At 69.3% G+C, this 23,285-nt stretch carries 22 protein-coding genes; 5 read left to right on the top strand and 17 right to left on the bottom strand.

The features are described from left to right. Positions 1-176: 176 nt before the first annotated feature. Positions 177-1,334 carry a hypothetical protein gene (locus ACIQPR_RS41235; protein WP_403660018.1) on the bottom strand — a complete coding sequence of 386 codons (1,158 nt, stop codon included), beginning with the start codon at positions 1,332-1,334 and terminating at the stop codon, positions 177-179. 175 nt (positions 1,335-1,509) lie between these two features. Here ACIQPR_RS41235 and ACIQPR_RS41230 point away from each other — a divergent pair, with 175 nt between their 5' ends. Further along, complete coding sequence (locus ACIQPR_RS41230) at positions 1,510-2,868, top strand: hypothetical protein (RefSeq protein ID WP_403660015.1); 1,359 nt, start codon at positions 1,510-1,512, stop codon at positions 2,866-2,868. 422 nt (positions 2,869-3,290) lie between these two features. Here ACIQPR_RS41230 and ACIQPR_RS41225 read toward each other — a convergent pair whose 3' ends face one another. Together ACIQPR_RS41225 and ACIQPR_RS41220 are read right to left on the bottom strand one after the other, a co-directional pair. After that, the gene (locus ACIQPR_RS41225; RefSeq protein WP_403660012.1) at positions 3,291-4,619 is read right to left on the bottom strand and encodes a class I SAM-dependent RNA methyltransferase; all 1,329 of its coding nucleotides are present in this window, start codon (positions 4,617-4,619) and stop codon (positions 3,291-3,293) included. 92 nt (positions 4,620-4,711) lie between these two features. Then, positions 4,712-6,763, bottom strand: a complete 2,052-nt coding sequence (locus tag ACIQPR_RS41220; RefSeq protein ID WP_403660009.1) for an APC family permease — start codon at positions 6,761-6,763, stop codon at positions 4,712-4,714. A gap of 414 nt (positions 6,764-7,177) precedes the next feature. On the opposite strand from ACIQPR_RS41220, the gene ACIQPR_RS41215 reads away from it, so the two are divergent. Both ACIQPR_RS41215 and ACIQPR_RS41210 read left to right on the top strand, forming a co-directional pair. Beyond that, on the top strand, positions 7,178-7,849 hold the full coding sequence (locus ACIQPR_RS41215) for a potassium channel family protein (protein ID WP_403660006.1): 672 nt from the start codon (positions 7,178-7,180) through the stop codon (positions 7,847-7,849). Continuing rightward, positions 7,849-8,526 (top strand): TrkA family potassium uptake protein, encoded by a 678-nt coding sequence (locus ACIQPR_RS41210; protein WP_019061074.1) that lies wholly within the window; start codon positions 7,849-7,851, stop codon positions 8,524-8,526. Before ACIQPR_RS41215 ends, ACIQPR_RS41210 begins: the two co-directional genes overlap by 1 nt. 77 nt (positions 8,527-8,603) lie before the next feature. Here ACIQPR_RS41210 and ACIQPR_RS41205 read toward each other — a convergent pair whose 3' ends face one another. The 8 genes from ACIQPR_RS41205 to ACIQPR_RS41170 all read right to left on the bottom strand — a co-directional run bounded on the left by ACIQPR_RS41205 (position 8,604) and on the right by ACIQPR_RS41170 (position 16,425). Then, positions 8,604-9,365 (bottom strand): DUF3159 domain-containing protein, encoded by a 762-nt coding sequence (locus ACIQPR_RS41205; protein WP_403660003.1) that lies wholly within the window; start codon positions 9,363-9,365, stop codon positions 8,604-8,606. A 3-nt stretch (positions 9,366-9,368) separates the two neighbouring features. Next, complete coding sequence (locus tag ACIQPR_RS41200; protein WP_403660000.1) at positions 9,369-9,767, bottom strand: OB-fold nucleic acid binding domain-containing protein; 399 nt, start codon at positions 9,765-9,767, stop codon at positions 9,369-9,371. A gap of 45 nt (positions 9,768-9,812) precedes the next feature. After that, entirely contained in the window at positions 9,813-10,496 is a 684-nt protein-coding gene (locus tag ACIQPR_RS41195) for a response regulator (protein WP_019061071.1), read from the bottom strand. Further along, the gene (locus ACIQPR_RS41190; protein ID WP_403659997.1) at positions 10,493-13,108 is read right to left on the bottom strand and encodes an ATP-binding protein; all 2,616 of its coding nucleotides are present in this window, start codon (positions 13,106-13,108) and stop codon (positions 10,493-10,495) included. The genes ACIQPR_RS41195 and ACIQPR_RS41190 overlap by 4 nt, the downstream gene beginning before the upstream one ends. A gap of 122 nt (positions 13,109-13,230) precedes the next feature. After that, positions 13,231-14,409, bottom strand: coding sequence for an alginate lyase family protein (locus ACIQPR_RS41185; protein ID WP_403659994.1), 1,179 nt, complete (start codon positions 14,407-14,409; stop codon positions 13,231-13,233). A gap of 156 nt (positions 14,410-14,565) precedes the next feature. Next, positions 14,566-15,321: a DUF3710 domain-containing protein gene (locus ACIQPR_RS41180; RefSeq protein WP_403659991.1), complete on the bottom strand. Its 756-nt coding sequence runs from the start codon at positions 15,319-15,321 to the stop codon at positions 14,566-14,568. 1 nt (position 15,322) lies between these two features. Next, positions 15,323-15,844, bottom strand: a complete 522-nt coding sequence (gene dut / locus ACIQPR_RS41175) for a dUTP diphosphatase (protein WP_403659988.1) — start codon at positions 15,842-15,844, stop codon at positions 15,323-15,325. Further along, on the bottom strand, positions 15,841-16,425 hold the full coding sequence (locus ACIQPR_RS41170) for a PaaI family thioesterase (protein WP_403659985.1): 585 nt from the start codon (positions 16,423-16,425) through the stop codon (positions 15,841-15,843). Before ACIQPR_RS41170 ends, dut begins: the two co-directional genes overlap by 4 nt. A 58-nt stretch (positions 16,426-16,483) precedes the next feature. Between ACIQPR_RS41170 and ACIQPR_RS41165 the strand changes: the two genes are divergently transcribed. Beyond that, positions 16,484-16,948, top strand: a complete 465-nt coding sequence (locus ACIQPR_RS41165; protein ID WP_403659982.1) for a DUF3093 domain-containing protein — start codon at positions 16,484-16,486, stop codon at positions 16,946-16,948. Positions 16,949-16,979: 31 nt separating this feature from the next. On the opposite strand, the gene ACIQPR_RS41160 is transcribed toward ACIQPR_RS41165, so the two are convergent. From ACIQPR_RS41160 to ACIQPR_RS41145, 4 genes are all read right to left on the bottom strand, one after another. After that, a complete protein-coding gene (locus tag ACIQPR_RS41160) occupies positions 16,980-17,897 on the bottom strand; it encodes a hypothetical protein (protein WP_403659979.1) in 918 nt (305 codons plus the stop codon). Between the two features lie 13 nt (positions 17,898-17,910). After that, positions 17,911-18,207, bottom strand: a complete 297-nt coding sequence (locus tag ACIQPR_RS41155; RefSeq protein ID WP_005481602.1) for a DUF4193 domain-containing protein — start codon at positions 18,205-18,207, stop codon at positions 17,911-17,913. Positions 18,208-18,602: 395 nt separating this feature from the next. Continuing rightward, the gene (locus ACIQPR_RS41150; RefSeq protein WP_403659976.1) at positions 18,603-19,835 is read right to left on the bottom strand and encodes a sensor histidine kinase; all 1,233 of its coding nucleotides are present in this window, start codon (positions 19,833-19,835) and stop codon (positions 18,603-18,605) included. Positions 19,836-19,842: 7 nt separating this feature from the next. Next, positions 19,843-20,496, bottom strand: a complete 654-nt coding sequence (locus ACIQPR_RS41145; RefSeq protein WP_010983842.1) for a response regulator transcription factor — start codon at positions 20,494-20,496, stop codon at positions 19,843-19,845. 415 nt (positions 20,497-20,911) lie between these two features. Between ACIQPR_RS41145 and ACIQPR_RS41140 the strand changes: the two genes are divergently transcribed. After that, positions 20,912-21,085 (top strand): hypothetical protein, encoded by a 174-nt coding sequence (locus ACIQPR_RS41140; protein WP_019072956.1) that lies wholly within the window; start codon positions 20,912-20,914, stop codon positions 21,083-21,085. Positions 21,086-21,254: 169 nt separating this feature from the next. Here the strand turns inward: ACIQPR_RS41140 and ACIQPR_RS41135 are convergent, their stop codons facing one another. Continuing rightward, entirely contained in the window at positions 21,255-22,070 is an 816-nt protein-coding gene (locus ACIQPR_RS41135; protein ID WP_403659973.1) for an inositol monophosphatase family protein, read from the bottom strand. A gap of 8 nt (positions 22,071-22,078) precedes the next feature. Next, complete coding sequence (locus ACIQPR_RS41130) at positions 22,079-23,206, bottom strand: ferrochelatase (RefSeq protein ID WP_403659970.1); 1,128 nt, start codon at positions 23,204-23,206, stop codon at positions 22,079-22,081. Positions 23,207-23,285 lie beyond the last annotated feature (79 nt).

The raw sequence follows: 23,285 nt of genomic DNA, 5'->3' as shown, positions 1-23,285 counted from the left end.
GACCGGGCCTCCGAGATTCAGGATGCGTACGGCAAGGCGGGCGAGCCGGTCCCAATTCTGTGTAGTCGGATGCCCCGTGCGCCGGCCTTTGATAACGGATGCGGCCAGGCCGGACACCCTCGCATCCTCACCAGCAAGAATGCGGGACGCGACGGACAGGACCTGAAGGGGGCTGGTCAATAGGTCCTGCACTTCGCGCTCCTGGAAAGCCATTCGCACGTCGTCACCAAGCACAAGGTCCAGGAGTTCCTTACCTTTCCGCGCTGGCCATGGAGCGATTTCATGCACCCGGCCTTGCCCAGGTCGACGCCAGGTCTGCACGTGGCGAGGATCTGGGCGTCCGGGTGGGCTGCAAGTAGGATGCGGGCCTCGCGGAGAAGGTATGCGATCTGTTCGGGTGCGATCCCGTCGAGATCGTCGATCACGATGCGACCGAGTCCAGTCGCCGGATCGCCGCCCGCACGTGTGATGGCGTCCACAAGATCAGGCACGGCCTTGCGAGCATCCACCCATACGGGGATCGCCACTCCGGTATCCGACCCGGCCCGCTCCAACCCCTCGTGCCACCAACGCTCAGCTTCTTCGCTCTTGCCGGCCCCCATCGGGGCGACCAGAACCGCCAGAGTGCCGGCAGGGACGGTCACCACCGGCAGCGACGACTTGTCACCCCAGTCCAGAACGGCATGGACGCGGTCTTCGGGCACAAGGCTCAGTCGCGCCTCGCGGCGGTGGCACGCGGCCAGGCCCGCATCAGTGAGCCCGTCCGATCGCGACTTGGTCCCGGCGGACACCACGTCAAGCAGCTGAGCGAGGACATCACCGGAAGTAATGGCACCGGCGTAGGTCCGGCGGATGGAGTCATAGCGATCGAGATAGCGGCACAGCTGGTCGTAGTGCCATACCGCCCAGTTCTTGAGCCCCAGACGGGCCGCGTGGGTGGAGACGAACTGATTGCTCTGGTCAATGCCTCCGCTTCTGAGCACGGGAGTGAGAACCACGTTGGTGGTGAAGATCAGATACTCGGGCAGCCGTTCCCTCGTGGACGCCGGGCTCAGCCACGCTTCCACTTCATCCTTGATCTGCCCCTTCAACCACGAGACGGCATGGGGGTGTTGCTGATCGGTGCGCTGCCGGAACTTAGCCTGCACCACTCCGTAGCCGTCCCATGCCTCAAGGCCGCTCGGATACGGCACGCGCCCCTGGAACGTCGCCTCGCGCCCGCCATCCCTGCCGTCCCCGAAGGCGGAGACGCCTGGCCCGAGAATCTCCTGAACCAGGGCTTGTGACACGTGCTCGAACTCTCGGGTGCTCAACCCGTTGAGGTTGTGATCCACCCCGTCATGATGCCGCTACGACACCCCCTCCGGGACACCGAGCACAACGTTCACCGGTCGTCACGCTCCAAGGGCATGCGCCGCATGCGTACTTGTGTGCGCCCGTTGTTCGACTCGTACCTTGCGACGTTGGTCTTGGGTCCCACTGCAACCCTCCGGAGAACAGGGGAAACAGATGTCGAAGTCAACTGCAGAAGCGCTGGAGGATCTCGCACAGCATTCGAACGTCGCTGTCCATTCCACCTCGGCAGTCGCCGGGGACGTAGGGGCCGCAGCCGCGGCGGACGACGAGGAACGCAAGGAGAAAGACCTCGAAACCCTACGGCGCAAGCCGGGCCTGCGTCAGTTACCCGGCGCAGAACTTGGCAACTCGGTACGACTAACACCGTGGGATGTTCTACACACCCTGGCGCGAGCCATCTCCTTGGCACGCCGAGGAGCAGCCCGCGGTCTGGCCGAGCACTGGGGCAGCCTGAAATACAGCCTGGCCCTCAGCGGCAACCCCACGTCATTCATGGGGCTCTCCGCCGAAGGGCGGGACACCGCCGACTACTACAAGGCGCTCCAGTCGGGAGAACTCGGCATCGCGTTCGCGCTGGCCGTCACCGAACGGGTTCTCAGCCGCCGCTACCCAGACCACGCGGTATCGATCGTTCCCGCGGACACGGCCCTTCGTGCGGGCTGGGCCCTGAACAGCAAGGACAAAGGCACCACGGTGGGCTACCGGTACCGCCCGCAGTACTTCGGCGAAGTCTGGAAACCAGGAGAACCATCGCGAATCTTCCCTGTCGTCTCCCGCGGCAACCACGGCACCGCGACGACGTCCTACGGCCAACTCGCCGACGCCTCCGCCTACATAGAGGGAGTGCACATCGGCACCTACGACGAGACACCCGGCCTGATCTTCAGCACGCAGCTGCCGCTGGATGAACCGCTCACCGTGCACGCGCTGAAGGCCGATGGCTCGGGCGGCTGGCTATCCGGTACAGACGCTTTCCCACTCGGGAACCTGAACGCACAGCTTCAGGACGAGGCGTGGCCCCCGGGTATTCACCCACCAGCCGACAACGGCAAAAGGCCGCCCTCGGAGCCAGGCGTTCATGTCAACGATGAAATCTCCGGATGGTTCCAGCGAGTACTCGCGCGCACATCCGCCGCGGGACTCACCGCCTTCGCCGGCGACGGGAACTCCGCAGCCCCGTATCTCACAACCCGTCAGGGAAGCCGCCGCTTCTCCGCCGGCATCGCGCACGCGGCTACCGGAAGCGTCCAGGACGCCAACTACACTCTCCTCGGCATCCCGTTCGTTGGCACCGACCATGTCTTCCGACTCAACGGAACACGTGTGGAGGCATTCTCCGGAGTCCACGCGGACCTCTTCAATCACCTGAGCCACGGCCGCCTGGAGCAATACCGAAGCGACGTCCACGCTCTGCGCTCCACCTGGCCTTCGGACACCTGGGACAAGAAGTGGGCCGGTCCCGTCTCGATACACCAGGACGGTTCCGTCCTGGCCATCCATCTACTTCCCTGACCAGCGGTCCGCCCGCCAATCGAAGGCGTTCACGCAGAGTGCCCCGCCGACCGCTGACGGAGCTGTTCTCTGGGGAGAATCGACTGCGCATCCGGGCGCGAGCTCGAAAGGCCCAGAAAGACGGATCAGCCCAGGCCAGAGACGTTCCCGGCAGCATCACCGTAGGTCAGCATCGCCAGGCAGATAACTTCAAGAAAATCTCGTCACCCGACCAGCATCGGGGCCGACCACCGAAACCCCAAAAGCACCCCTCTTGATTTCCACCGCCGCAACCGAGTTCAGCAGCACCCTTCACCCATCTGACACCCCATCAGAACGAGCGTCAAATGAGCGTCAAGATGCCTCGGAGAGCGTTATTTCAGCGTCAAGATATCGCCCGTAACGCCCACACCGCACATAACGCGCACGCACAAAACCGCAGGTCAGGACAGCTTTGCCACCGGTTCAAGGATCGCGACACACTCCACATGGTGGGTCATCGGAAACAGATCGAACGCCCGCAACGTCCGCACCCGATACCCCCCGTCCCGGAAGTACCCCAAGTCCCGTGCCAGCGCCGCCGGATCGCATGCCACGTACGCGATCTTCCGAGCCCCCAGCGACGAAAGGTGCTCCACGGTCTTCTTGCCGGCGCCCGAGCGCGGTGGGTCCAGGACGATCAGGTCGACCTCCGTGATGCCCGTGCGCGGCAGCACGCTCTCGACCTTGCCCTGTTCAATGCGGACGCGGTCGAAGCCGGCGAGGTTGTGCCGCGCGTCCTCGACCGCGCGCTTGCCGGACTCGATGCCGAGGACCGCGCCCTTGTCGCCGAGGCGGTCGGCGAGGGCTCCGGCGAAGAGGCCCACCCCGCAGTACAGGTCCAGCGCCATGTCGCCCTTGCGCGGCAACAGGCCCTGCATGACGGCCTTGACGAGGGTGTCGGCGGCCATCGGGTGGACCTGCCAGAAGCCGCCGCTGCCGACGCGGTACGTGCGGCCGTCGGCGCGCTCGCGGACGAACGCGCGGCCGTGGACGCGGTGGATGCCCCCGTCGTGCTCCTCGACGCGCATCACGGAGACCGGGCGGTCGAGTTCGACGAGGGGAAGGCGGGCTCCCGGCCTCGGCTCCAGGATGACCATGCGGTCCTGGGAGCCCGTCGCCGCGATGGCGTCGACGGAGGCCATGCCGGACCAGTCGCGGTCCTCGATGCCCAGTTCGCTGATGCCCGGCGCCGCGATCATGCAGTGCTCGACCGGCTCGACCTCGTGCGAACGGTGCTTGCGCAGACCCGCGTTGCCGTCCGCGTCCACCGCGTACTGGACGCGCGTGCGCCACTGCGGGACCTGCCCTGAGGGCAGCTTGTCGCCCTCGGCCGGCATCACCGTGCCGTCCCAGCCGGCCTCCTCGGGCGTGAGCCCCGCGAGCCGCTGCAACTGTTCGGCGATGACCTCGCCCTTGAGGCGGCGCTGCGCGCCGGGCTTGGCGTGCTGCCAGTCGCAGCCGCCGCAGCGACCGGGGCCGGCGTAGGGGCAGGGCGCCTCGACGCGGTCCTTGGACGCGGAGAGGATCTCGACCGCGTCCGCGCGCAGGAACCGCGCGCCCTCCTCGCCGTCGGTGACCCGGGCGATCACACGCTCACCGGGCAGCGTGTGCCGGACGAACAGCACCTGGCCCTCGGCCGTACGGGCGATGCAGTGCCCGCCATGGGCGACGGGGCCGACCTCGACCTCGTACTCCTCCCCCACCAGCGATTTCTTCGGTTCTGCCTGCATGGCGGGGTGACTCCACAACGTCAAAGGGTGAGCGGCCGGACAACAGCCCACCAGTCTACGTGGACACCGCCCGGCCGCTCACCACAAGGCGTTCAGCTCTTGGAGTCGGACGACTCCCGGTGCCGCTCCTCCGCCGGACCCCGTCGCACCGCGCCCGGCGCGCTCCACTCCTGCCGCTTGCGGGCCCGGTTCTTCGCGGCCTCGGAGGACTCCAGCTGGTAGGGCACCGACGTCACCATCACGCCCGGCGTGAACAGCAGCCGGCCCTTGAGGCGGAGCGCGCTCTGGTTGTGGAGGAGGTGCTCGTACCAGTGGCCGACCACGTACTCGGGGATGATCACGGAGACCGCGTCGCGCGGCGACTCCTTCCGCAGGCCCTTCACGTACTCGATGATCGGCCGGGTGATCTCGCGGTAGGGCGAGTCCAGCACCTTCAGCGGTACGTCGATCCCGCGCCGCTCCCACTCCTCGCGCAGCGCCTTGGTCTCGGCCGGGTCCACGTTGACGCTGAGCGCCTCCAGGGTGTCCGAGCGCATCAGCTTGGCGTAGGCGAGGGCGCGCAGCGCCGGGCGGTGGATCTTGGAGATCAGGACGACCGAGTGGACGCGGGAGGGGCGGAGGCTGTCGTCGCTGGGGCCCTCGGGGGCGGCGATCTCCTCGGCGACCCGGTCGTAGTGCTTACGGATCGCGGTCATCGTGGCGTAGAAGATGCACATGCCGAGCAGGGCCACCCAGGCGCCGTGGGTGAACTTCGTGACCAGGACCACGACCAGGACCAGCCCCGTGAAGAACGCGCCGAACGCGTTGATCGCGCGCGAGCGGACCATGTGGCGGCGCTTGGCCTGGTCCTTCTCGGTGGCGAGGTGGCGGTTCCAGTGCCGGACCATGCCGGTCTGGCTGAGGGTGAAGGACACGAACACGCCCACGATGTACAGCTGGATCAGGCGGGTCGAGTCGGCGCCGTAGATCGCGAGCAGCAGGGTGGCGGTTCCGGCGAGCAGCACGATGCCGTTGGAGAAGGCGAGGCGGTCGCCGCGGGTGTGCAGCTGGCGCGGGAGGTAGCGGTCCTGGGCGAGGATCGAGCCGAGCAGCGGGAAGCCGTTGTACGCCGTGTTGGCGGCGAGGAACAGGACCAGCGCGGTGGCCGCGGCGAGGACCACGAACAGGAAGCTGCCCTTGCCGAACACCGCCTCGGCGACCTGGGAGATCACCGGGTTCTGCACGTAGCCGGAGCCGATCGCCACGCCGTTGTGGATCAGGTCGGTGGCCGGGTTCTCGGCCATCCGGACCTTGGTCGTCATGGCCAGCGCGATGATCCCGCAGAACATCGTGACGGCCAGCAGGCCCATCGCCGCGAGGGTGGTCGCCGCGTTCTTCGACTTGGGCTTGCGGAAGGCCGGGACGCCGTTGGAGATCGCCTCGACACCGGTGAGCGCGGCACAGCCGGAGGAGAAGGCGCGCAGCATCAGGAAGACCAGCGCGAAGCCCGCGAGGCCCTGGTGCTCGGCCTTGATGTGGTAGCTCGCGGTCGGCGCGCGCATGGTGTCGCCGAGGACCAGGCCGCGGAAGGCGCCCCACGCGATCATGACGAAGACGCCCGCGACGAAGACGTAGGTCGGGATCGCGAACAGGGAGCCGGACTCCTTGACCCCGCGCAGGTTCATCAGGGTGAGCAGCACCACGACGGCGATCGCGCAGATCACCTTGTGCTCCACCACGAACGGGATCGCGGAGCCGAGGTTCTCGATGCCGGAGGCGATCGAGACGGCGACGGTGAGGACGTAGTCGACGAGCAGGGCGCTGGCGACGGTGAGGCCGGCCTTGGGGCCGAGGTTGGTGGTGGCCACCTCGTAGTCGCCGCCGCCGCTGGGGTAGGCGTGCACGTTCTGCCGGTAGGAGGCGACCACGGTGAACATCAGCACCACGACCGCGACCGCGATCCAGGGGCTGAAGTGGTACGCCGACACGCCCGCGATGGAGAGGACCAGCAGCACCTCGCCGGGCGCGTAGGCCACGGAGGACAGCGGGTCGGAAGCGAACACGGGGAGTGCGATGCGCTTAGGCAGGAGCGTTTCGCCCAACCGGTCGCTGCGCAGTGCGCGCCCGATGAGGATGCGCTTGGGCACGTCGGTCAGTTTGGACACAACAGAGGATCGTAGGCCTTCGAACAGGCGATCCTCTACTCGCCACCTGCCTGAGCCATGTCATCTGCCTCTCATCTGTCCCGCAGCCGTCCCGCAGCTGTCCCGCATCTGCCTCACGGGTGAAATCGGTGAGGAGTGGAGTTGCGGATTCCGTCGGGAGTGACGACTCCGTGTCTATATGACAAAACCCCGCTCCCACCCGCCCCCTGGAGGTCCCATGCCCTCGACCGCAGAGCTGATCGGCGCCCTCGCCGCCCTGGCCGGCCTCGGAATCCTCACCCTGGCCAGCGTGCGCAGCATCGGGCGCCGCTGACGCACGGGGGTGCCCCGGAAGGACCGGACGTGTGTACTTTGGCCTCGGTCTGAGACCCTGATGGGGCTGAGCATGGATTTCAGGACACCGGAAGGACGGTCGTGCACATCGTCATCATGGGCTGCGGCAGAGTGGGTTCCGCTCTCGCCCAGACCCTGGAGCAACAGGGGCACACGGTCGCCGTGATCGACCAGGACCCCACCGCCTTCCGTCGGCTGGGCCCGGGATTCGGCGGTCGCCGGGTCACCGGGGTCGGCTTCGACCAGGACACGCTGCGCGAAGCGGGCATCGAGGAGGCGGGCGCGTTCGCGGCCGTCTCCAGCGGTGACAACTCGAACATCATCTCCGCGCGCGTGGCCCGCGAGATGTTCGGCGTCGAGAACGTCGCGGCCCGTATCTACGACCCCCGCCGTGCCGAGGTCTACCAGCGGCTGGGCATCCCCACCGTCGCCACGGTCCGCTGGACCGCCGACCAGATGCTGCGCCGGCTGCTGCCCTCGGGCGCGGAGCCGCTGTGGCGGGACCCCACCGGCGGTGTCCAGCTCGCCGAGGTGCACGCCTCGGCGTCCTGGGTGGGCCACAAGATCAGCAAGTTGCAGGAGGAGACGGGCGTCCGCGTGGCGTTCCTCACCCGTCTCGGCGAGGCGATGCTGCCCTCTTCGCAGACCGTGTTGCAGGAGGGCGACCTCGTGCACGTGATGATGCGCACGGACGAGGTCGACAAGGTCGAGGCGGCGTTCGCCAAGGGTCCCGAAGAGGAGGGCGGTCACTGATGAGGGTCGCCATTGCCGGAGCCGGCGCGGTCGGACGTTCGATCGCCGGTGAGCTGCTGGAGAACGGTCACGAGATCCTTCTCATCGACAAGGCCCCGACCGCGATCTCGGTCGAGCGGGTCCCCCAGGCGGAGTGGCTGCTGGCCGACGCCTGCGAGATCACGTCCCTGGACGAGGCGGCGCTCCAGCGCTGCAACGTGGTGATCGCCGCGACCGGCGACGACAAGGTCAACCTCGTCGTCTCCCTCCTCGCGAAGACGGAGTACGGCGTTCCGCGCGTCGTCGCCCGCGTCAACAACCCGAAGAACGAATGGCTCTTCAACGAGTCCTGGGGCGTCGACGTCGCCGTCTCCACCCCTCGCCTGATGTCGGCGCTGGTCGAGGAGGCGGTCTCGGTCGGCGACCTGGTCCGGCTGCTGCGCTTCAGCCACGGTGACGCGAACCTGGTGGAACTCACCCTCCCCGAGGAGTCGGCCCTGGCCGGCACCCAGGTCGGCGACGTGGAGTGGCCCGAGGACACCTCCCTGGTCACGATCATCCGCGGCACCCGCGTCCTGACCCCGTCCCGCGAGGACTCCCTGGAGGCCGGCGACGAACTCCTGTTCGTGGCGGCCCAGGCGCGCGAGGAGCAGTTGGAGGACCTGCTGTCGGTACGCCGGGAGGACGCGGCGAGCTAGTCCGGTGCTACGACGATGAGGGCGCCCCGAGATCTCGGGGCGCCCTCATCGTCGTAGGGGAATCGTCGTGGGGGAAACTACGCGTCCCGCCGGTGACGGCCCTCCGTCGTGGCGGCCTGCGCCGCCTTGCGTTCCTTCTCGGCCTGCTCCTCCGCCTCCATCTCCGCGAACACGTCGATCGGCGCGGGCGCCTTCGCGAGGAAGACCCAGGTGAGCCAGACGGCCAGCAGGAAGGGCGGGATCTTCAACGCGACCAGGACCCAGCCCAGTTGGGCGGTGTTGGCCCACCAGTAGAGCGGGAAGAGGATCGCGCACTTGGCGAGCAGGATCAGGCCCCAGGCCCAACTGGCCTTGGCGTAGGCCTTCTTGCGGCCGGGGTTGCGGGTACGCCAGGAGAGGTTCTCCTTGAAGACCGGGCCGAGGATCAGTCCGATCAGCGGGACGCCCGCGAGGGTCGTGACGATGTACGCGAGGGCGAGGCCCAACGTGTAGAGCATGCCGGGGAGATAGAAGTTCTTGGCGTTGCCGGTCATCATCGCGAAGACGACACCGAAGGCGACGCCGAAGACACCGCTGAAGGCGTGCTTGACGGTGTCGCGCTTCACCAGGCGCACCACGACGAGGACCAGCGACACGGCCAGTGCGGCGATGGCCGACGCGTGGAGGTTCTTGTTGATCGTGAAGATGGTGACGAAGAGCAGGCCGGGCAGGACCGTTTCGATCATGCCGCGCAGCCCGCCGAACGCCTCGAAGAGGGCCGCCTCGGTCACCGCCCGGACATCCTGCTCGCTGTCTTCGGCGTCCACGGTCTCTGTGGTCGGCTTGTCGAGCGACGTCACCGGCTACTCCCGTCCGAGGGGTCTCAGTTCGTATTTCGGGTTGAAGAGCACCCGGCGGCCTCTGCTCATGGAGATCCGGCCGGACGCGATCAGCTTGCGTCCCGGTTCTATGCCCACGATGGAACGCCTGCCGAGCCACACCACGTCCAGGGCGGCGGAGCCGTCGAACAGCTCGGCCTCAAGGGCCGGGACCCCCGCCCGGGGGCGCAGCGTGACCGTGCGCAAGGTACCAGTAACCGTCACGATCTGTCGGTCGTGGCAGTCGCCGATCCGGACACAGCCCTCGGTCGCGGAGTCCTCGCGCAGCTCCTCGGACTCCAGGTCCTCCTGCGAGGAGGACAGCCGGTCGAGCATGCGCCGGAACCGGCCGGCCGGCTTTTCGGAACGGGAGACAGCGCTCATATCTGAAGCGTACCGGGGTCCGCCGACAGCGACGTACCCACGTCGTCAGCGCTCGAACCGGTATCCCATCCCGGGTTCCGTGATGAAGTGCTTCGGGTGCGCGGGGTCCGTCTCCAGCTTGCGCCGCAGCTGTGCCATGTAGACGCGGAGGTAGTTCGTCTCGGTCCCGTAGGACGGCCCCCAGACCTCCTGCAACAGCTGCTTCTGGCTGACCAGCCGCCCGGTGTTGCGCACCAGGACCTCCAGCAGATGCCACTCCGTGGGGGTCAGCCGTACGTCCCTGCCGTCCCGTTGGACCTTCTTGGCGGCGAGGTCGACGGTGAACTCCTCGGTCTCGACCAGGACGTCGTCCTCGCCGCCCCCGGTGGGCTCGGCCCGGCGCACGGCGGCCCGCAGCCGGGCCAGCAGCTCGTCCATGCCGAAGGGCTTGGTGACGTAGTCGTCGGCGCCCGCGTCCAGCGCCTCCACCTTCTCGTCGGAGGAGTGCCGGGCGGACAGCACCAGGATCGGCACCCGGGTCCAGCCGCGCAGCCCCCGGATCACCTCGACGCCGTCCATGTCGGGCAGCCCCAGGTCGAGGACGACGACGTCGGGGTGGCGGGAGGCGGCGAGGTCGAGCGCGGTCTTCCCGTCGGCCGCCGCGTCGACCTCGTACTTGCGCGCCTTGAGGTTGATCACGAGGGCCCGCACGATCTGCGGCTCATCCTCGACCACGAGGACCCTGGTCATGAGACCTGCCTTTCCGGTTGTACGTCTTTCACGTCACGCTCGTCACCCGCAGCATCCGCAGCGCCCGCAGCACGCACGCCGTGCACGTCTTCCACGCCCTGCGCGTCCTCCGCGGTTCCGTGCGCCGCGCGGAGCGTGAGGACCATGGTGAGGCCGCCGCCGGGCGTGTCCTCGGCGTTCAGGGTGCCGTTCATGGCCTCGGTGAAGCCACGCGCCACGGCGAGGCCGAGCCCCACTCCGGCACCGCGCGGGGCGTCGCCGTAGCGCTGGAAGGGCTCGAAGATGCGGTCCTTGGCCGCGTCCGGGACTCCGGGGCCCCGGTCGACCACCCGGACCTCCACGCGGTCGGCGATGGCGCTGGCGGACACCAGGACGGGTCGTTCGGGCGGGCTGTACTTGACCGCGTTCTCGACCAGGTTGGCCACCGCCCGTTCCAGCAGTCCGGGGTCGACGGCGACCATGGGCAGCGTCTCCGGGATGTCGAGTTCCGCGCTGCCCTCGGGGACCCCGACCAGCGCCATGGGCACCACCTCGTCGAGGTCGATCTCGCGGACGATCGGTGTGACCGTGCCGGTCTGGAGGCGGGACATGTCGAGGAGGTTGCCCACCAGGTGGTCGAGCCGGTCGGCGCCGGCCTCGATGCCCTCCAGGAGTTCGGCCTGGTCCTCCTCGGACCACGCCACGTCGTCGGAGCGCAGACTCGACACGGCCGCCTTGATGCCGGCCAGCGGGGTCCGCAGATCGTGGCTCACGGCCGCCAGGAGGGCCGTACGGATGCGGTTGCCCTCGGCGAGGGCGCGGGCCCGGTCGGCCTCCTCGCGGAGGCGTCTGCGGTCCAGTACGACGGCGGCCTGGGCGGCGAAGGCGGCCAGGACCCGGCGGTCGGAGGCGGGCAGCACGCGGCCGGTCAGCGCGAGGGCCATGTGGTCGCCGACCGGCATGTCCACGTCGCCGTCCTCGGGCCGCTCCAGCGGCACCCCGACGCCGACCCGGCCCGCGCACGTCCAGGGCTCGACGTCGCTCTTGCGTTCCAGCAGCGCCACGGACTCCATGCCGAAGGTCTCCCGGACCCGCTCCAGGAGCGCTTCGAGGCTGGTCTCGCCGCGCAGCACGCTGCCCGCGAGGAAGGACAGGATCTCCGACTCGGCGCGCAGTCTGGCGGCCTGCTCGGTGCGGCGGGCGGCGAGGTCCACCACGGAGGCCACGGACACGGCGACGCCCACGAAGATCGCGATGGCGACGATGTTCTTGGGGTCGGCGATGGTCAGCCGGTGCAGCGGCGGTGTGTAGAAGTAGTTCAGCAGGAACGACCCGAGGGCCGCCGAGACCAGCGCCGGCAGCAGTCCGCCGAGCAGCGCCGCCGCGACCGTCAGCGACAGGAACAGCAGCATGTCGTTGGCGAGCCCGAGATGGATCGCGTTGAGCAGCAGCGCGAGGCCCACGGGCCCGGCCACGCCGACGATCCAGCCCGAGACGATGCGGGCCCGGCCGAGACGCGCGCCCCGGGCCACCGGGAGTCCGCGCCCCTTGGCGACCTCTCCGTGGGTGACGATGTGGACGTCCAGGTCGGGCCCGGACTCACGGGCGACCGTGGTGCCCACACCGGGCCCGAAGACGTACTGCCAGGTCTTGCGGCGGGAGGAGCCCAGGACGATCTGGGTGGCGTTGACCCCGCGCGCGAAGTCGAGCAGCGCGGCCGGGATGTCGTCGCCCACTACGTGGTGGAAGGTGCCGCCCAGATCCTCGATCAGGGTGCGCTGCTGGGCCAGTTCCTTCGGGGAGGCGGAGGTCAGTCCGTCGCTGCGGGAGATGTAGACGGCCAGTACCTCGCCGCCGGCCCCCTTCTCGGCGAGCCGCGCGGCCCGCCGGATCAGCGTCCGCCCTTCGGGACCGCCGGTCAGTCCTACGACGATCCGCTCGCGCGAGCCCCAGATCGCCGAGACCTGGTGCTCGCTGCGGTACTCCTGGAGGTATTCGTCGACCCGGTCGGCCACCCAGAGGAGGGCCAGTTCGCGCAGGGCGGTGAGGTTGCCGGGGCGGAAGTAGTTCGAGAGGGCCGCGTCGACCTTGTCGGGCTGGTAGATGTTGCCGTGCGCCATCCGCCGCCGCAGCGCCTGTGGCGACATGTCGACAAGCTCTATCTGGTCGGCCCGGCGCACGACCTCGTCCGGCACGGTCTCCTGCTGGCGCACCCCGGTGATCGACTCGACGACGTCACCGAGGGACTCCAGGTGCTGGATGTTGACGGTCGAGACGACGTCGACGCCGGCCGCGAGCAGTTCCTCGATATCCTGCCAGCGCTTGGTGTTGCGGGAGCCCGGGACGTTGGTGTGGGCGAGTTCGTCCACCAGGGCGACGGCGGGGGCCCGGCGCAGGACGGCGTCGACGTCCATCTCCGTGAAGACGGCCCCCCGGTAGGCCAGCTCCACGCGCGGGACCTGCTCCAGGCCGTGCAGCATCACCTCGGTGCGGGCCCGGCCGTGGTGCTCCACGAAGGCGACCACGCAGTCGGTGCCCCGCTCCACCCTGCGGTGGGCCTCGGACAGCATGGCGTACGTCTTGCCGACGCCCGGTGCCGCACCGAGGTAGATCCGAAGCTTGCCGCGTCCCATGGCCCCATTGTCTTCCCGTCACACCCGTGTACGCAGCGTCGACTTTACGGCCAATAAGTCCGACAAATGGGGTGGTGGGCCTGGTCGTGGGTGTCTTTGACACAACTCTGATGCCGTGGTGCTCAGCCGGGGTTGTCGCCGTGGGTGAGGGTCTCCCAGGCCACGAAGAGGTTGTTGCTGCCGGCCGGGCGGTTGTCCAGGGTGAGCGTGCGGGTGTTGGCCATGGCGATGCCCAGGCGGTTGTGCAGGGCGTTGTAGCCGACCTCGGTGACGGGCCCGAGCCCGAGCTTCAGCGACCCGCCGCACAGCCAGCCCGGCACGGCCGCGCCCAGCTGGTACTTGGCCTGGAACCCGAGCGCCTGCCGCAGCCGCTCGCCGACGTCGGTGCCGTAGAGGTCGGTCCCCTGGATCCGGCTGGTCTCGGCGACGTGGGAGATCGCGGAGATGCCGTACCCGGTGTGGGTGAGGTCGCGGCAGGTCTCCTGGGTGAGCCCGGTGACGAAGGTGGACTGACCCTGCCAGTAGGCGACGATCTTCGCGGTCGTGTTCAGGTTCTGGCCGGGCACGGTCTTCGGGACGCTGCCGTCGGAGGCGAGGTAGACGTAGGCGGCGGTACGCGTCCGGAAGGTGGCCATCGCCTTGTCGTACGACGTCCTGTCCTCCAGGAAGACGGAGATGCCGATGGCGGCGTCCATCATCGACAGTTCCCAGTTCCCGTTGGAATGGGACCCGTTGATGACCTCGGGCAGGTAGACGGTGCGCAGCATGGTCGCGAAGCGGGCGGAGTTGGTCCATGTCCCGGTGTACGTGTACTTGATGATCTCGGCGGCCTTGGGCCAGGTGGAGCCGGCCCAGCCGGTCTGCAGCGGCGCGTTGCTGTTGGTGTGGCCGGTGATCGTGGCCGACCAGGCGTCCATGATCTCGATGGCCTTCCGGGCGTAGCGCGCGTCCTTGGTGATGTACCAGGCGAGCGCGTCGGTGTAGGCCGCCATGGCGTCCTCGCGTTCGTCGGTGCAGCCGTGGTCGGGGTTGGAGTACGAGCCGCACTCGACGACGGCTCTTGGCTTCGGGGTCCGGCTCAAGCTGGCGTAGGAGCTGGCCGTCATCTGGTCGTAGGCGCCCTTCCAGGGCTGGGCTCCGGCGAGGACCTCGGTGCGGGCGAAGTCGAGCTGGCTCCTGGAGACGTCGACTCCGGGATGGACGAATGCGGCGGGGGCCGCCTCGGCGGTCGGGCCGCCGGGCCGGGCGGAGAAGCCCAGGACGAGTGCGGTGACGACGGAGAGCAGGGCAGCGCGGCGCACGGTGACTCCGTTTCCGTATGTGAACACAGAGCACCCTCATGAACTGGGCGTTGAGCCGAGACCATAGGTACGGACTAATACCCCGTCAAGAGTCCGCGCACGACGAAGGGCCGCACCCCCGGAGGGGTACGGCCCTTTCGTGGCTGTCTCTTGCCGCTAGCGGACCTCGGTGATCTCCGGTCCGCGCTGCAACTGCCCCATGCCGCCGGAGAAGCGGGAACCCGCCTCCTCCTGCTGGACGCCCTCGGGAACCATCTGGGCGTCGTTCGGCAGCTTCAGGACGATCGGGTCGCGGGGCGCCATCGGGCCCTCGCCGCGCACGACGACCGTGTCCCGGAAGATCTGCTCCAGCAGACCGGCCGCCTGCGGCTGCACCGCGCCCTGCCCGGAGATCACCCCGCGCAGGAACCAGCGCGAACCGTCCACACCGACGAACCGCACCACCTGGAAGCCGCCCGTGCCGTCCGGCAGCTGCACCGGGACCTGCGCGCGCAGCTCCCAGCCCAGCGGGCCCTCGACCTCGTCGACGATTCCGCCCTGCTGGGTGATGCCGCTGGCGATCTCCTCGCGGACCTCACCCCAGATGCCCTCGCGCTTGGGAGCGGCGAAGGCCTGCAACTGGATGGCACTGTCCTTGAGAACCACGGTGGCGGCGACGATCGCGTCACCCGCGACCTCGACCCGCAACTCCATGCCGTCGACGCCCGGCACGAACAGACCGCCCAGGTCCACCCGGCCCTCGGCGGGATCGCCGACCTCCGAGTCGTCCCAGGGTCCGTCGGGGCGGGGCTCCGGTTCGAGCCGCACGCGCTCGACCTCGCCGTCCGCCTCAGTGTCGACGTCGTCGACGACCTGCTCGGCCTCGCTCGCCGCGTCCTCGGCGGCAGTGCCCTTCTTGCGACGTCCGAACACGTCACTGTCCTTCCCGGTCGGTTACGACCGAAGCGTATCGATTCCCACCCGTGGTGGCGCCCACGGCGGCGTGACCGCCGGTGGACCCGAAGCCCCCCTCGGCCCGCGCCGAATCGGGAAGTTCCGCGACCTCCTGGAAGCGGACCCTCTCGACCTGCTGGACGACCAGCTGGGCGATCCGGTCGAAGCGCTCGAACCGTACCGACTCGTACGGGTCGAGATTCACCACGATCACCTTGATCTCCCCACGGTACCCGGCATCAACCGTCCCCGGGGCATTCACTAGGGCGACACCGCAGCGGGCGGCGAGCCCGGAACGGGGGTGCACGAAGGCCGCGTACCCCTCCGGGAGGGCGACAGACACCCCCGTGGGCAGCACGGCCCGTTCACCCGGCTTCAGTTCCCGCCCCTGCGTGGTCCGCAGATCGGCGCCCGCGTCACCGGGATGCTCGTACGACGGAAGCGGTACGTCGGGGTCGACGCGCCGGATCAGTACGTCCAGGGGACTACGGCCACTGCTCACGGGTTCACCTCGAAGGCGCGGGTACGCCGGACCTGGTCCGGGTCTTCCATGGCGGCCCGGATCTCCTGCGGACGGCCGTTGTCGATGAAGTGGTCGACCTTCACCTCGATGAAGAGCGCGTCGGCGCGCACGGCCACCGGCCCGTCGGGGGCGCCGATGCGTCCGGTGGCGGTCGAGTAGATCTTCCGCCCGGCCACCGCCGTCACCTCGGCCTCCAGGTACAGCACGGTGTCCACGGGCACCGGCCGCACGAAGTCGGTCTCCAGCCGGCCGGTCACCGCGATCGTCCGCAGCAGCCAGTTCAGCGAGCCGAGGGTCTCGTCCAGCGCGCTGGCGAGCACTCCGCCGTGCGCGAGGCCCGGGGCGCCCTGGTGGGCGGCCCGCACGGTGAACTCGGCGGTGATCGTCACGCCCTCTCCGGCCCGCGCCGCCAGATGCAGCCCGTGCGCCTGGTCACCACCACATCCGAAACACTGTTCGTAGTGCGCGCCGAGCAGCTCGCCCGGCGCGGGCGCGTCAGGGTGCCGCACCGGTTTCACGGCGTCGGACGGAGGCTTAAGAGCTGGAGAAGTACCACCCACAGCCGCAGACCTTACCCGCGCGTCGGCGCCTCGCGGACACCGTGCCAAGCTTGACTCCATGCAGCTTTCCGCCTCCCCCTACGACGAGCGCCTCACCGCCCCCCGTTCGTGGTGGTTCATCTCGTTCCTGGTGGGCGTCTCCTTCGCCCTGATCCTGCTGCCCTTCGGCACCCTGCCGATGCTCGGCGGCCTGGTCGGCGGCACCGCGGCCGCGTCCGTCATGGCCAGCTCCTACGGCTCGCTGCGCATCCGGATCGTGGGCGACCAGCTGATCGCGGGCGAGGCGAAGGTCCCGGTGACGGCCCTGGGCGAGGCGGAGATCCTGGACCCGGAGGAGGCGCGCGCCTGGCGCACCTACAAGGCCGACACCCGCGCCTTCCTGCTGCTGCGCTCCTACATCCCCACGGCACTGCGCGTGGAGGTCACCGACCCGGCCGACCCGACGCCGTACCTGTATCTGTCGACGCGCGAGCCGGAGCGGCTGGCGGAGGCACTGAAGGCGGCGCAGGCGGCGGCCGCCTAGGACACGTCCGGGGCGCGTCCTGGGCGCGCCCTCAGCGCCCGAGTTCCCTGGGGATCTCGCCCATCCTCAGCGGGTCCGGCGGAGCCTCCAGGGGCGGCAGTTCGGGCAGCGCGTCCCAGGGCACCTGGGCCTTGCGCAGGTCCTTGCGGATGCGCTCGGCGAGCTTCTTGGTGTCCCGGCGGTTCATCACCGCTCCGACGGCGGCGCCGACCATGAAGGGCATCAGGTTCGGCAGGTCGCGGACCATGCGTTTCATGATCTGCTGGCGCAGTTCGCGCTTCATGTGGCCGTTCAGCGCGGCGCTCATGGTCGACGGCTTCGTCACGTCGATACCGCGCTCCCCGGACCAGGAGTTCAGATACGCGGTGCTGCGCTGGCGGAGGTCGCCGGGCGGACGGACGCCGTAGACCTCGTACAGCTCGGCGATCAGCTTCAGCTCGATCGCGGCGACGCCGGTGATCTCGGCGGCCAGTTCGGTGGGCATCGCGGGCGGTACCGGCAGCATCGCGGCGGCACCGATTCCGGCACCGACCGTCGAGGTCCCGTTGGCCGCGCCCGCCACCAGCTTGTCGGCGAGCTGTTCGGGGTCCAGGCCCGGGAACTGCCGCCGAAGCGCCTCAAGGTCCCGTACGGGGATCCGCGGGGCGATGTCGATGATTCGGTCGGCGAGGTACGCCAGGCCCGCCCTGGCCCGGCTGCCGCCCTTACGGACGCCTTCCTTGGCCTTGTCCCGGATGACCGCCGCCCGTCGCCTGGCAACGGGGGCGGCTGCGGGAGCATCGGCGGGCACCGGGAGGTCAGCCCGGTCGGCCGCCGGTTCGAGCGAGGCTGATCCCTGTTCGGATGAGCCCCGCTCGTCGTCACGCGCGCCATGAGGGCCGTCAGCCGGCCCTTCGTCCGCTCCCGAGGTGAGGGAGCGGCGCTTCCAGGGTGGGGTCGAGCCAGTCACGGCCGACCCCGCCTCAGTCGCAGTCGCGGCAGATCGGCTGGCCGTTCTTCTCGCGGGCCAGCTGGCTGCGGTGGTGCACCAGGAAGCAGCTCATGCAGGTGAACTCGTCCTGCTGCTTGGGCAGCACCCGGACGGCCAGCTCCTCGTTCGAGAGGTCCGCTCCGGGCAGTTCGAGGCCCTCGGCCGCCTCGAATTCGTCGACGTCCACTGCGGAAGTCGACTTGTCGTTCCTACGCGCCTTGAGCTCTTCAAGGCTGTCCGAGTCGACGTCGTCGTCGGTCTTGCGTGGGGTGTCGTAATCCGTTGCCATGTCGCGCTCTCCCCCTCTGGGTGTCTGCGGTGTCTCCAGCGCACGTAACGCGTGAGAGGCCGGACTTGTGCCCGACCTGAGGCGGAGATTTTGCCTCACATCAAGGTCTGTTACTCAATCGACACCCAACCGGACCCCTCAAGAGTGATCGGCTTGGATGGCGAAGGGGACCGTACACGGTCCTCATGCCGCTCTTCAAAGGCACCTCACCGTGTACTTCCCGTGATCAAGACCCCTGAAAACCCGCATTTTCCCGGCTTTCCGACAGGGTGCATGATCACGGAGAGTAGATGCCCCGAAATTCGCGCTTGTGATCGATCACACACAAGAGTGCCGAAGTCGCGGCCAGAAAATTCCGCGCAAAGCGAACATCCTCGTGTGTCGGCGACATGATCTCAGATGGGCAGGGTGACTCGCATCACGAGCCCACCCCCCTCACGTGGCTGGGCCGCGATGTGGCCGCCGTGAGCGCGCGCCACGGAGCGCGCGATCGACAGACCGAGGCCCACACCCTTGTCGCTGCCCGTTCGCTCCGTACGCAGCCGTCTGAAGGGCTCGAAGAGGTTGTCGATCTCGTACGCCGGGACCACGGGACCCGTGTTCGAGACGATCAGCACCGCGTGACCGTGCTGAACCTCGGTGGTGACCTCGACCCAGCCGTCCTCGGGCACGTTGTAGCGCACCGCGTTCTGGACCAGGTTGAGGGCGATCCGTTCGAGCAGCACACCGTTGCCCTGGACGACCGCGGGTTTCTGCTCGCCGCGGATCACCACGCCCTTGGCCGCCGCCTCGGCGTGCACCTGGTCGACGGCCTGCTCGGCGACCTCGGCGAGGTCCACGGGCTTGCGCTCGACGATCTGGTTGTCGCTGCGGGCGAGCAGCAGCAGTCCCTCCACGAGCTGCTCACTGCGCTCGTTGGTGGCCAGCAGCGTCTTGCCGAGCTGCTGGAGCTCCACCGGGGCGCCCGGGTCCGACAGATGCACCTCCAGGAGCGTGCGGTTGATCGCGAGCGGCGTCCTCAGCTCGTGCGACGCGTTCCCGACGAAGCGCTGCTGGGCGGTGAAGGCCCGCTGCAAGCGCTCCAGCATCTCGTCGAACGTGTCCGCGAGTTCCTTCAGCTCGTCGTCCGGGCCGTCCAGCTCGATCCGGCGGGACAGGTCGGAGCCGGCCACCGCGCGGGCGGTGCGGGTGATCCGGCCGAGCGGGGACAGCACGCGGCCCGCCATCGCGTACCCGAAGGCGAAGGCGATGATCGCGAGACCCAGCAGGGCCAGCAGGGAGCGGCTGAGCAGGTCGTCCAGGGCGTGCTGGCGCTGTTCGTTGACGCACTGGTCCATCGCGTTGTTGAGCGTGGCCGCCGACGGCTCGGACGGGAAGTTGCACGTACTGCTGCCGACCGAGCCGGAGATGACCTTGAAGGGCAGCTCACTGCCCACGTTCAGCGCGTGCGCGGCGAGCAGATAGATGATCGACAGCAGCAGGATCCCGGCGATCAGGAACATCCCGCCGTAGAGCAGCGTGAGCCGTATACGGATGGTGGGGCGCAGCCAGGGGAACGGTGGTTCGGGCCTTCTGGGGTCCCACGTGGGCTTCGGGGGCGCCTGGGGAGGCGCGGGAGTCGTCGCCACGGTGGACTCAGATCCGGTAGCCGGAGCCGGGCACGGTGACGATGACCGGCGGCTCACCGAGCTTGCGGCGCAGCGTCATGACGGTCACCCGCACGACGTTGGTGAACGGGTCCGTGTTCTCGTCCCAGGCCTTCTCCAGGAGCTGTTCCGCGGAGACGACGGCGCCCTCGCTGCGCAGCAGCACCTCCAGGACGGCGAACTCCTTGGGCGCCAGCTGGACTTCCTTGCCGTCGCGGAACACCTCGCGGCGGTTCGGGTCCAGCTTGATGCCGGCGCGCTCCAGGACGGGCGGCAGCGGCACGCTCGTACGACGGCCGAGGGCACGCACGCGTGCCGTCAGCTCACTGAACGCGAAGGGCTTGGGCAGATAGTCGTCGGCGCCGATCTCCAGGCCCTCGACGCGGTCGCTGACATCGCCGGACGCCGTGAGCATCAGCACCCGGGTGGGCATGCCGAGCTCGACGATCTTGCGGCAGACGTCGTCGCCGTGCACGAGCGGGAGGTCGCGGTCGAGGACGACCACGTCGTAGTCGTTGACGCCGATGCGCTCCAGGGCGGCCGCACCGTCGTACACGACGTCGACGGCCATGGCCTCCCGGCGCAGTCCGGTGGCCACCGCATCGGCGAGCAGCTGCTCGTCCTCGACGACGAGTACGCGCACGTCGCTTGTCCTTCCTCTGTCCACCCGCGTAGCGCGCCTCGGCGCACGCGGGCAGGGTCTTCGTGGCTGTGTGACCTCCATCCTGCCCTTTTCGGCCATAAGTCGGCTGTAAGGCGGCGGGGCGCAAGATGAAGGTCGGGTATGAGGCCCGGGAATGCGGGATTTTCTCGATGGGTTGAGGTTTCCGTCGGAGGGAGCGGGGGGAGGACGGCTTTACACCCCGCGATCACGCTCTGCATGTGGCAAGCCACCTTGTGGTACGTCCAACGCTTCCGCAGAGCGGGCGTGGGTGTCCGGCACCGTCGCCGCCCAGCCAGGGCAGCGCTGGGCACTCGCATCCGCAGACGTGATCGCCCCTTCCGAACGGCACACCCCCGTGCCACCCGACCCACGACCCAGGACGAGGGGGCGCAGCATGGACGCATTCACCGCAGGACTTCTGCAGCGCATAAGGGCGACCGAGACCGACCTGACTCGGGCTCGCGACGAGGGCGACGACTTCCTCGTCGAGGTGGAACAGGCCGAGCTCGACGACCTGCGCCGCCTGGCCGCCGACCACGGTGTGGAGGTCAGCGCGACGAGCGTCTGATCAGCGCGAACAGCAGAAAAGCAGGACCCCGGCGAATCCAGCGCCGGGGTCCTGCTGATTGTCTGGTTCGGTCGCCTTCGGGGCGCTTCGAGCCGGGGTCGAGAGGCCCACCGTGCTCAGCCCTTCGGGCCTCCGCGCGCCGGGCCTCTCGCCGTCGGTTTAGTGAGTGTCAGTCGTGCCAGGCCCCGAAGTCCTCCAGCAGCCTCTGAAGCGGCTCGAAGACCCCCGGGCTCGCCACGACCGCCAGATCCCGTCCGGGGCGCTCTCCGGGGCGTCCACCGCTCACAGCGCCCGCTTCCCGGGCGATCAGGTCCCCCGCTCCGAGGTCCCACGGGTTCAGGCCCCGTTCGTAGAAGCCGTCCAGGCGTCCCGCGGCCACGTCGCACAGGTCTACGGCCGCCGAGCCGCCCCGCCGGATGTCGCGCAGCAGCGGGATCAACTTCCGCGCCACGTCGGCCTGGTGGACCCTGACCTCGGTGACGTAGTTGAAGCCGGTCGACACCAACGCCTGCTCCAGGGGCGGCGCGGGCCGGCACGTGAGCCTGCGTTCGCCCTCCCACGCGCCCGTGGCCCACGCCCCGCCGCCGATCACCGCGTGGAACGTCTCGCCGCGCATCGGGACCGCGACGACCCCGGCGACGGTCTCGCCGTCCAGCTCGGCGGCGATGGACACGGACCAAGTGGGCAGTCCGTAGAGGTAGTTGACCGTGCCGTCGAGGGGATCGACGACCCAGCGGACACCACTCGTGCCGGTGACGGAGGCGCCCTCCTCGCCCAGGAACCCGTCGTCGGGCCGCGCTTCGGAGATCAGATCGGTGATCAGCTTCTCGGCCGCGATGTCCATCTCGGTGACGACGTCGATCGGGCTCGACTTGGTGGCCGCGACCGCGAGGTCGGCCGGGCGGCCGTCCCGCAGCAGGGCGCCGGCCTTGCGGGCGGCTTCCTGGGCGAGTGCCAGCAGTTCCTGGTGCAGGGGGTCGGTCACGGTGCTCCTCACGCGTAGGGGCTGTCGGCGCCCGCGGCGGCGGGACGCGGGGCGCGGGCCGGGCAGCAGCCGACCGGGCAGAGGTCGTGGCCGGCTCCGAGGGCGCCCAGAGCGCAGGGGGTGACCCGGTGCCCGCTCTCGGCGGCGGCGCGCTCCAGGACCAGCTCACGGACCGCGGCGGCGAAGCGCGGGTCGGCGCCCACGGTGGCCGACCGGCGTACGGGCAGGCCCAGTTCCCCGGCCTTGGCCGTGGCCTCCGTGTCGAGGTCGTAGAGGACCTCCATGTGGTCGGAGACGAATCCGATGGGTGCCATGACGACGGCGGGGACGCCGGCCTGGTGGCGCTCCTCCAGGTGGTCGCAGATGTCGGGCTCCAGCCAGGGGATGTGCGGGGCGCCGGAGCGGGACTGGTAGACGAGCTGCCAGGGGTGGTCGATTCCGGTGCGCTCGCGGACGGCGTCGGCGATCAGCCGGGCCGTGTCCAGGTGCTGTGCGACGTACGCCCCGCCGTCCCCGTGGTCCTCGGCCGGGCCGGAGGTGTCGGCGGCGGCGGTCGGGATGGAGTGGGTCGAGAAGGCGAGGTGGGCGCCGTCCCTGACGTCCTCGGGGAGGTCGGCGAGGGACTGGAGCACCCCGTCGATCATCGGCTCCAGGAAGCCCGGGTGGTTGAAGTAGTGGCGCAGCTTGTCGACCTTCGGGAGGTCGAGGCCCTCCTCCTGGAGGGTGGCCAGGGAGTCGGCGAGGTTCTCCCGGTACTGGCGGCAGCCCGAGTACGAGGCGTAGGCACTGGTGGCCAGGACGAGGATGCGGCGGCGGCCGTCGGCGACCATCTCGCGCAGGGTGTCCGTGAGGTACGGGGCCCAGTTGCGGTTGCCCCAGTAGACCGGCAGGTCCAGGCCGTGGTCCGCGAAGTCCTTGCGGAGGGCGTCCAGGAGGGCGCGGTTCTGGTCGTTGATGGGGCTGATCCCGCCGAACAGGAAGTAGTGCTGCCCCACTTCCTTGAGGCGTTCCTTGGGGATGCCTCGCCCGCGCGTCACGTTCTCCAGGAACGGAACCACCTCGTCCGGGCCCTCGGGGCCGCCGAACGAGAGCAGGAGCAGGGCGTCGTAGGGGGTGGCGTCGAGCACGTCTGGCATGTGTTCGATCCTGCCACCCGCCACTGACAGCCGGGAAACGGAGGGGTGCCGGGCCGCGAATCCGGGGCTTCCGGGGAGG

It is taken from the genome of Streptomyces sp. NPDC091280, assembly GCF_044768565.1.
Taxonomy (GTDB): Bacteria; Actinomycetota; Actinomycetes; order Streptomycetales; family Streptomycetaceae; genus Streptomyces.
This window is presented reverse-complemented; position numbering and strand designations above follow the sequence as displayed.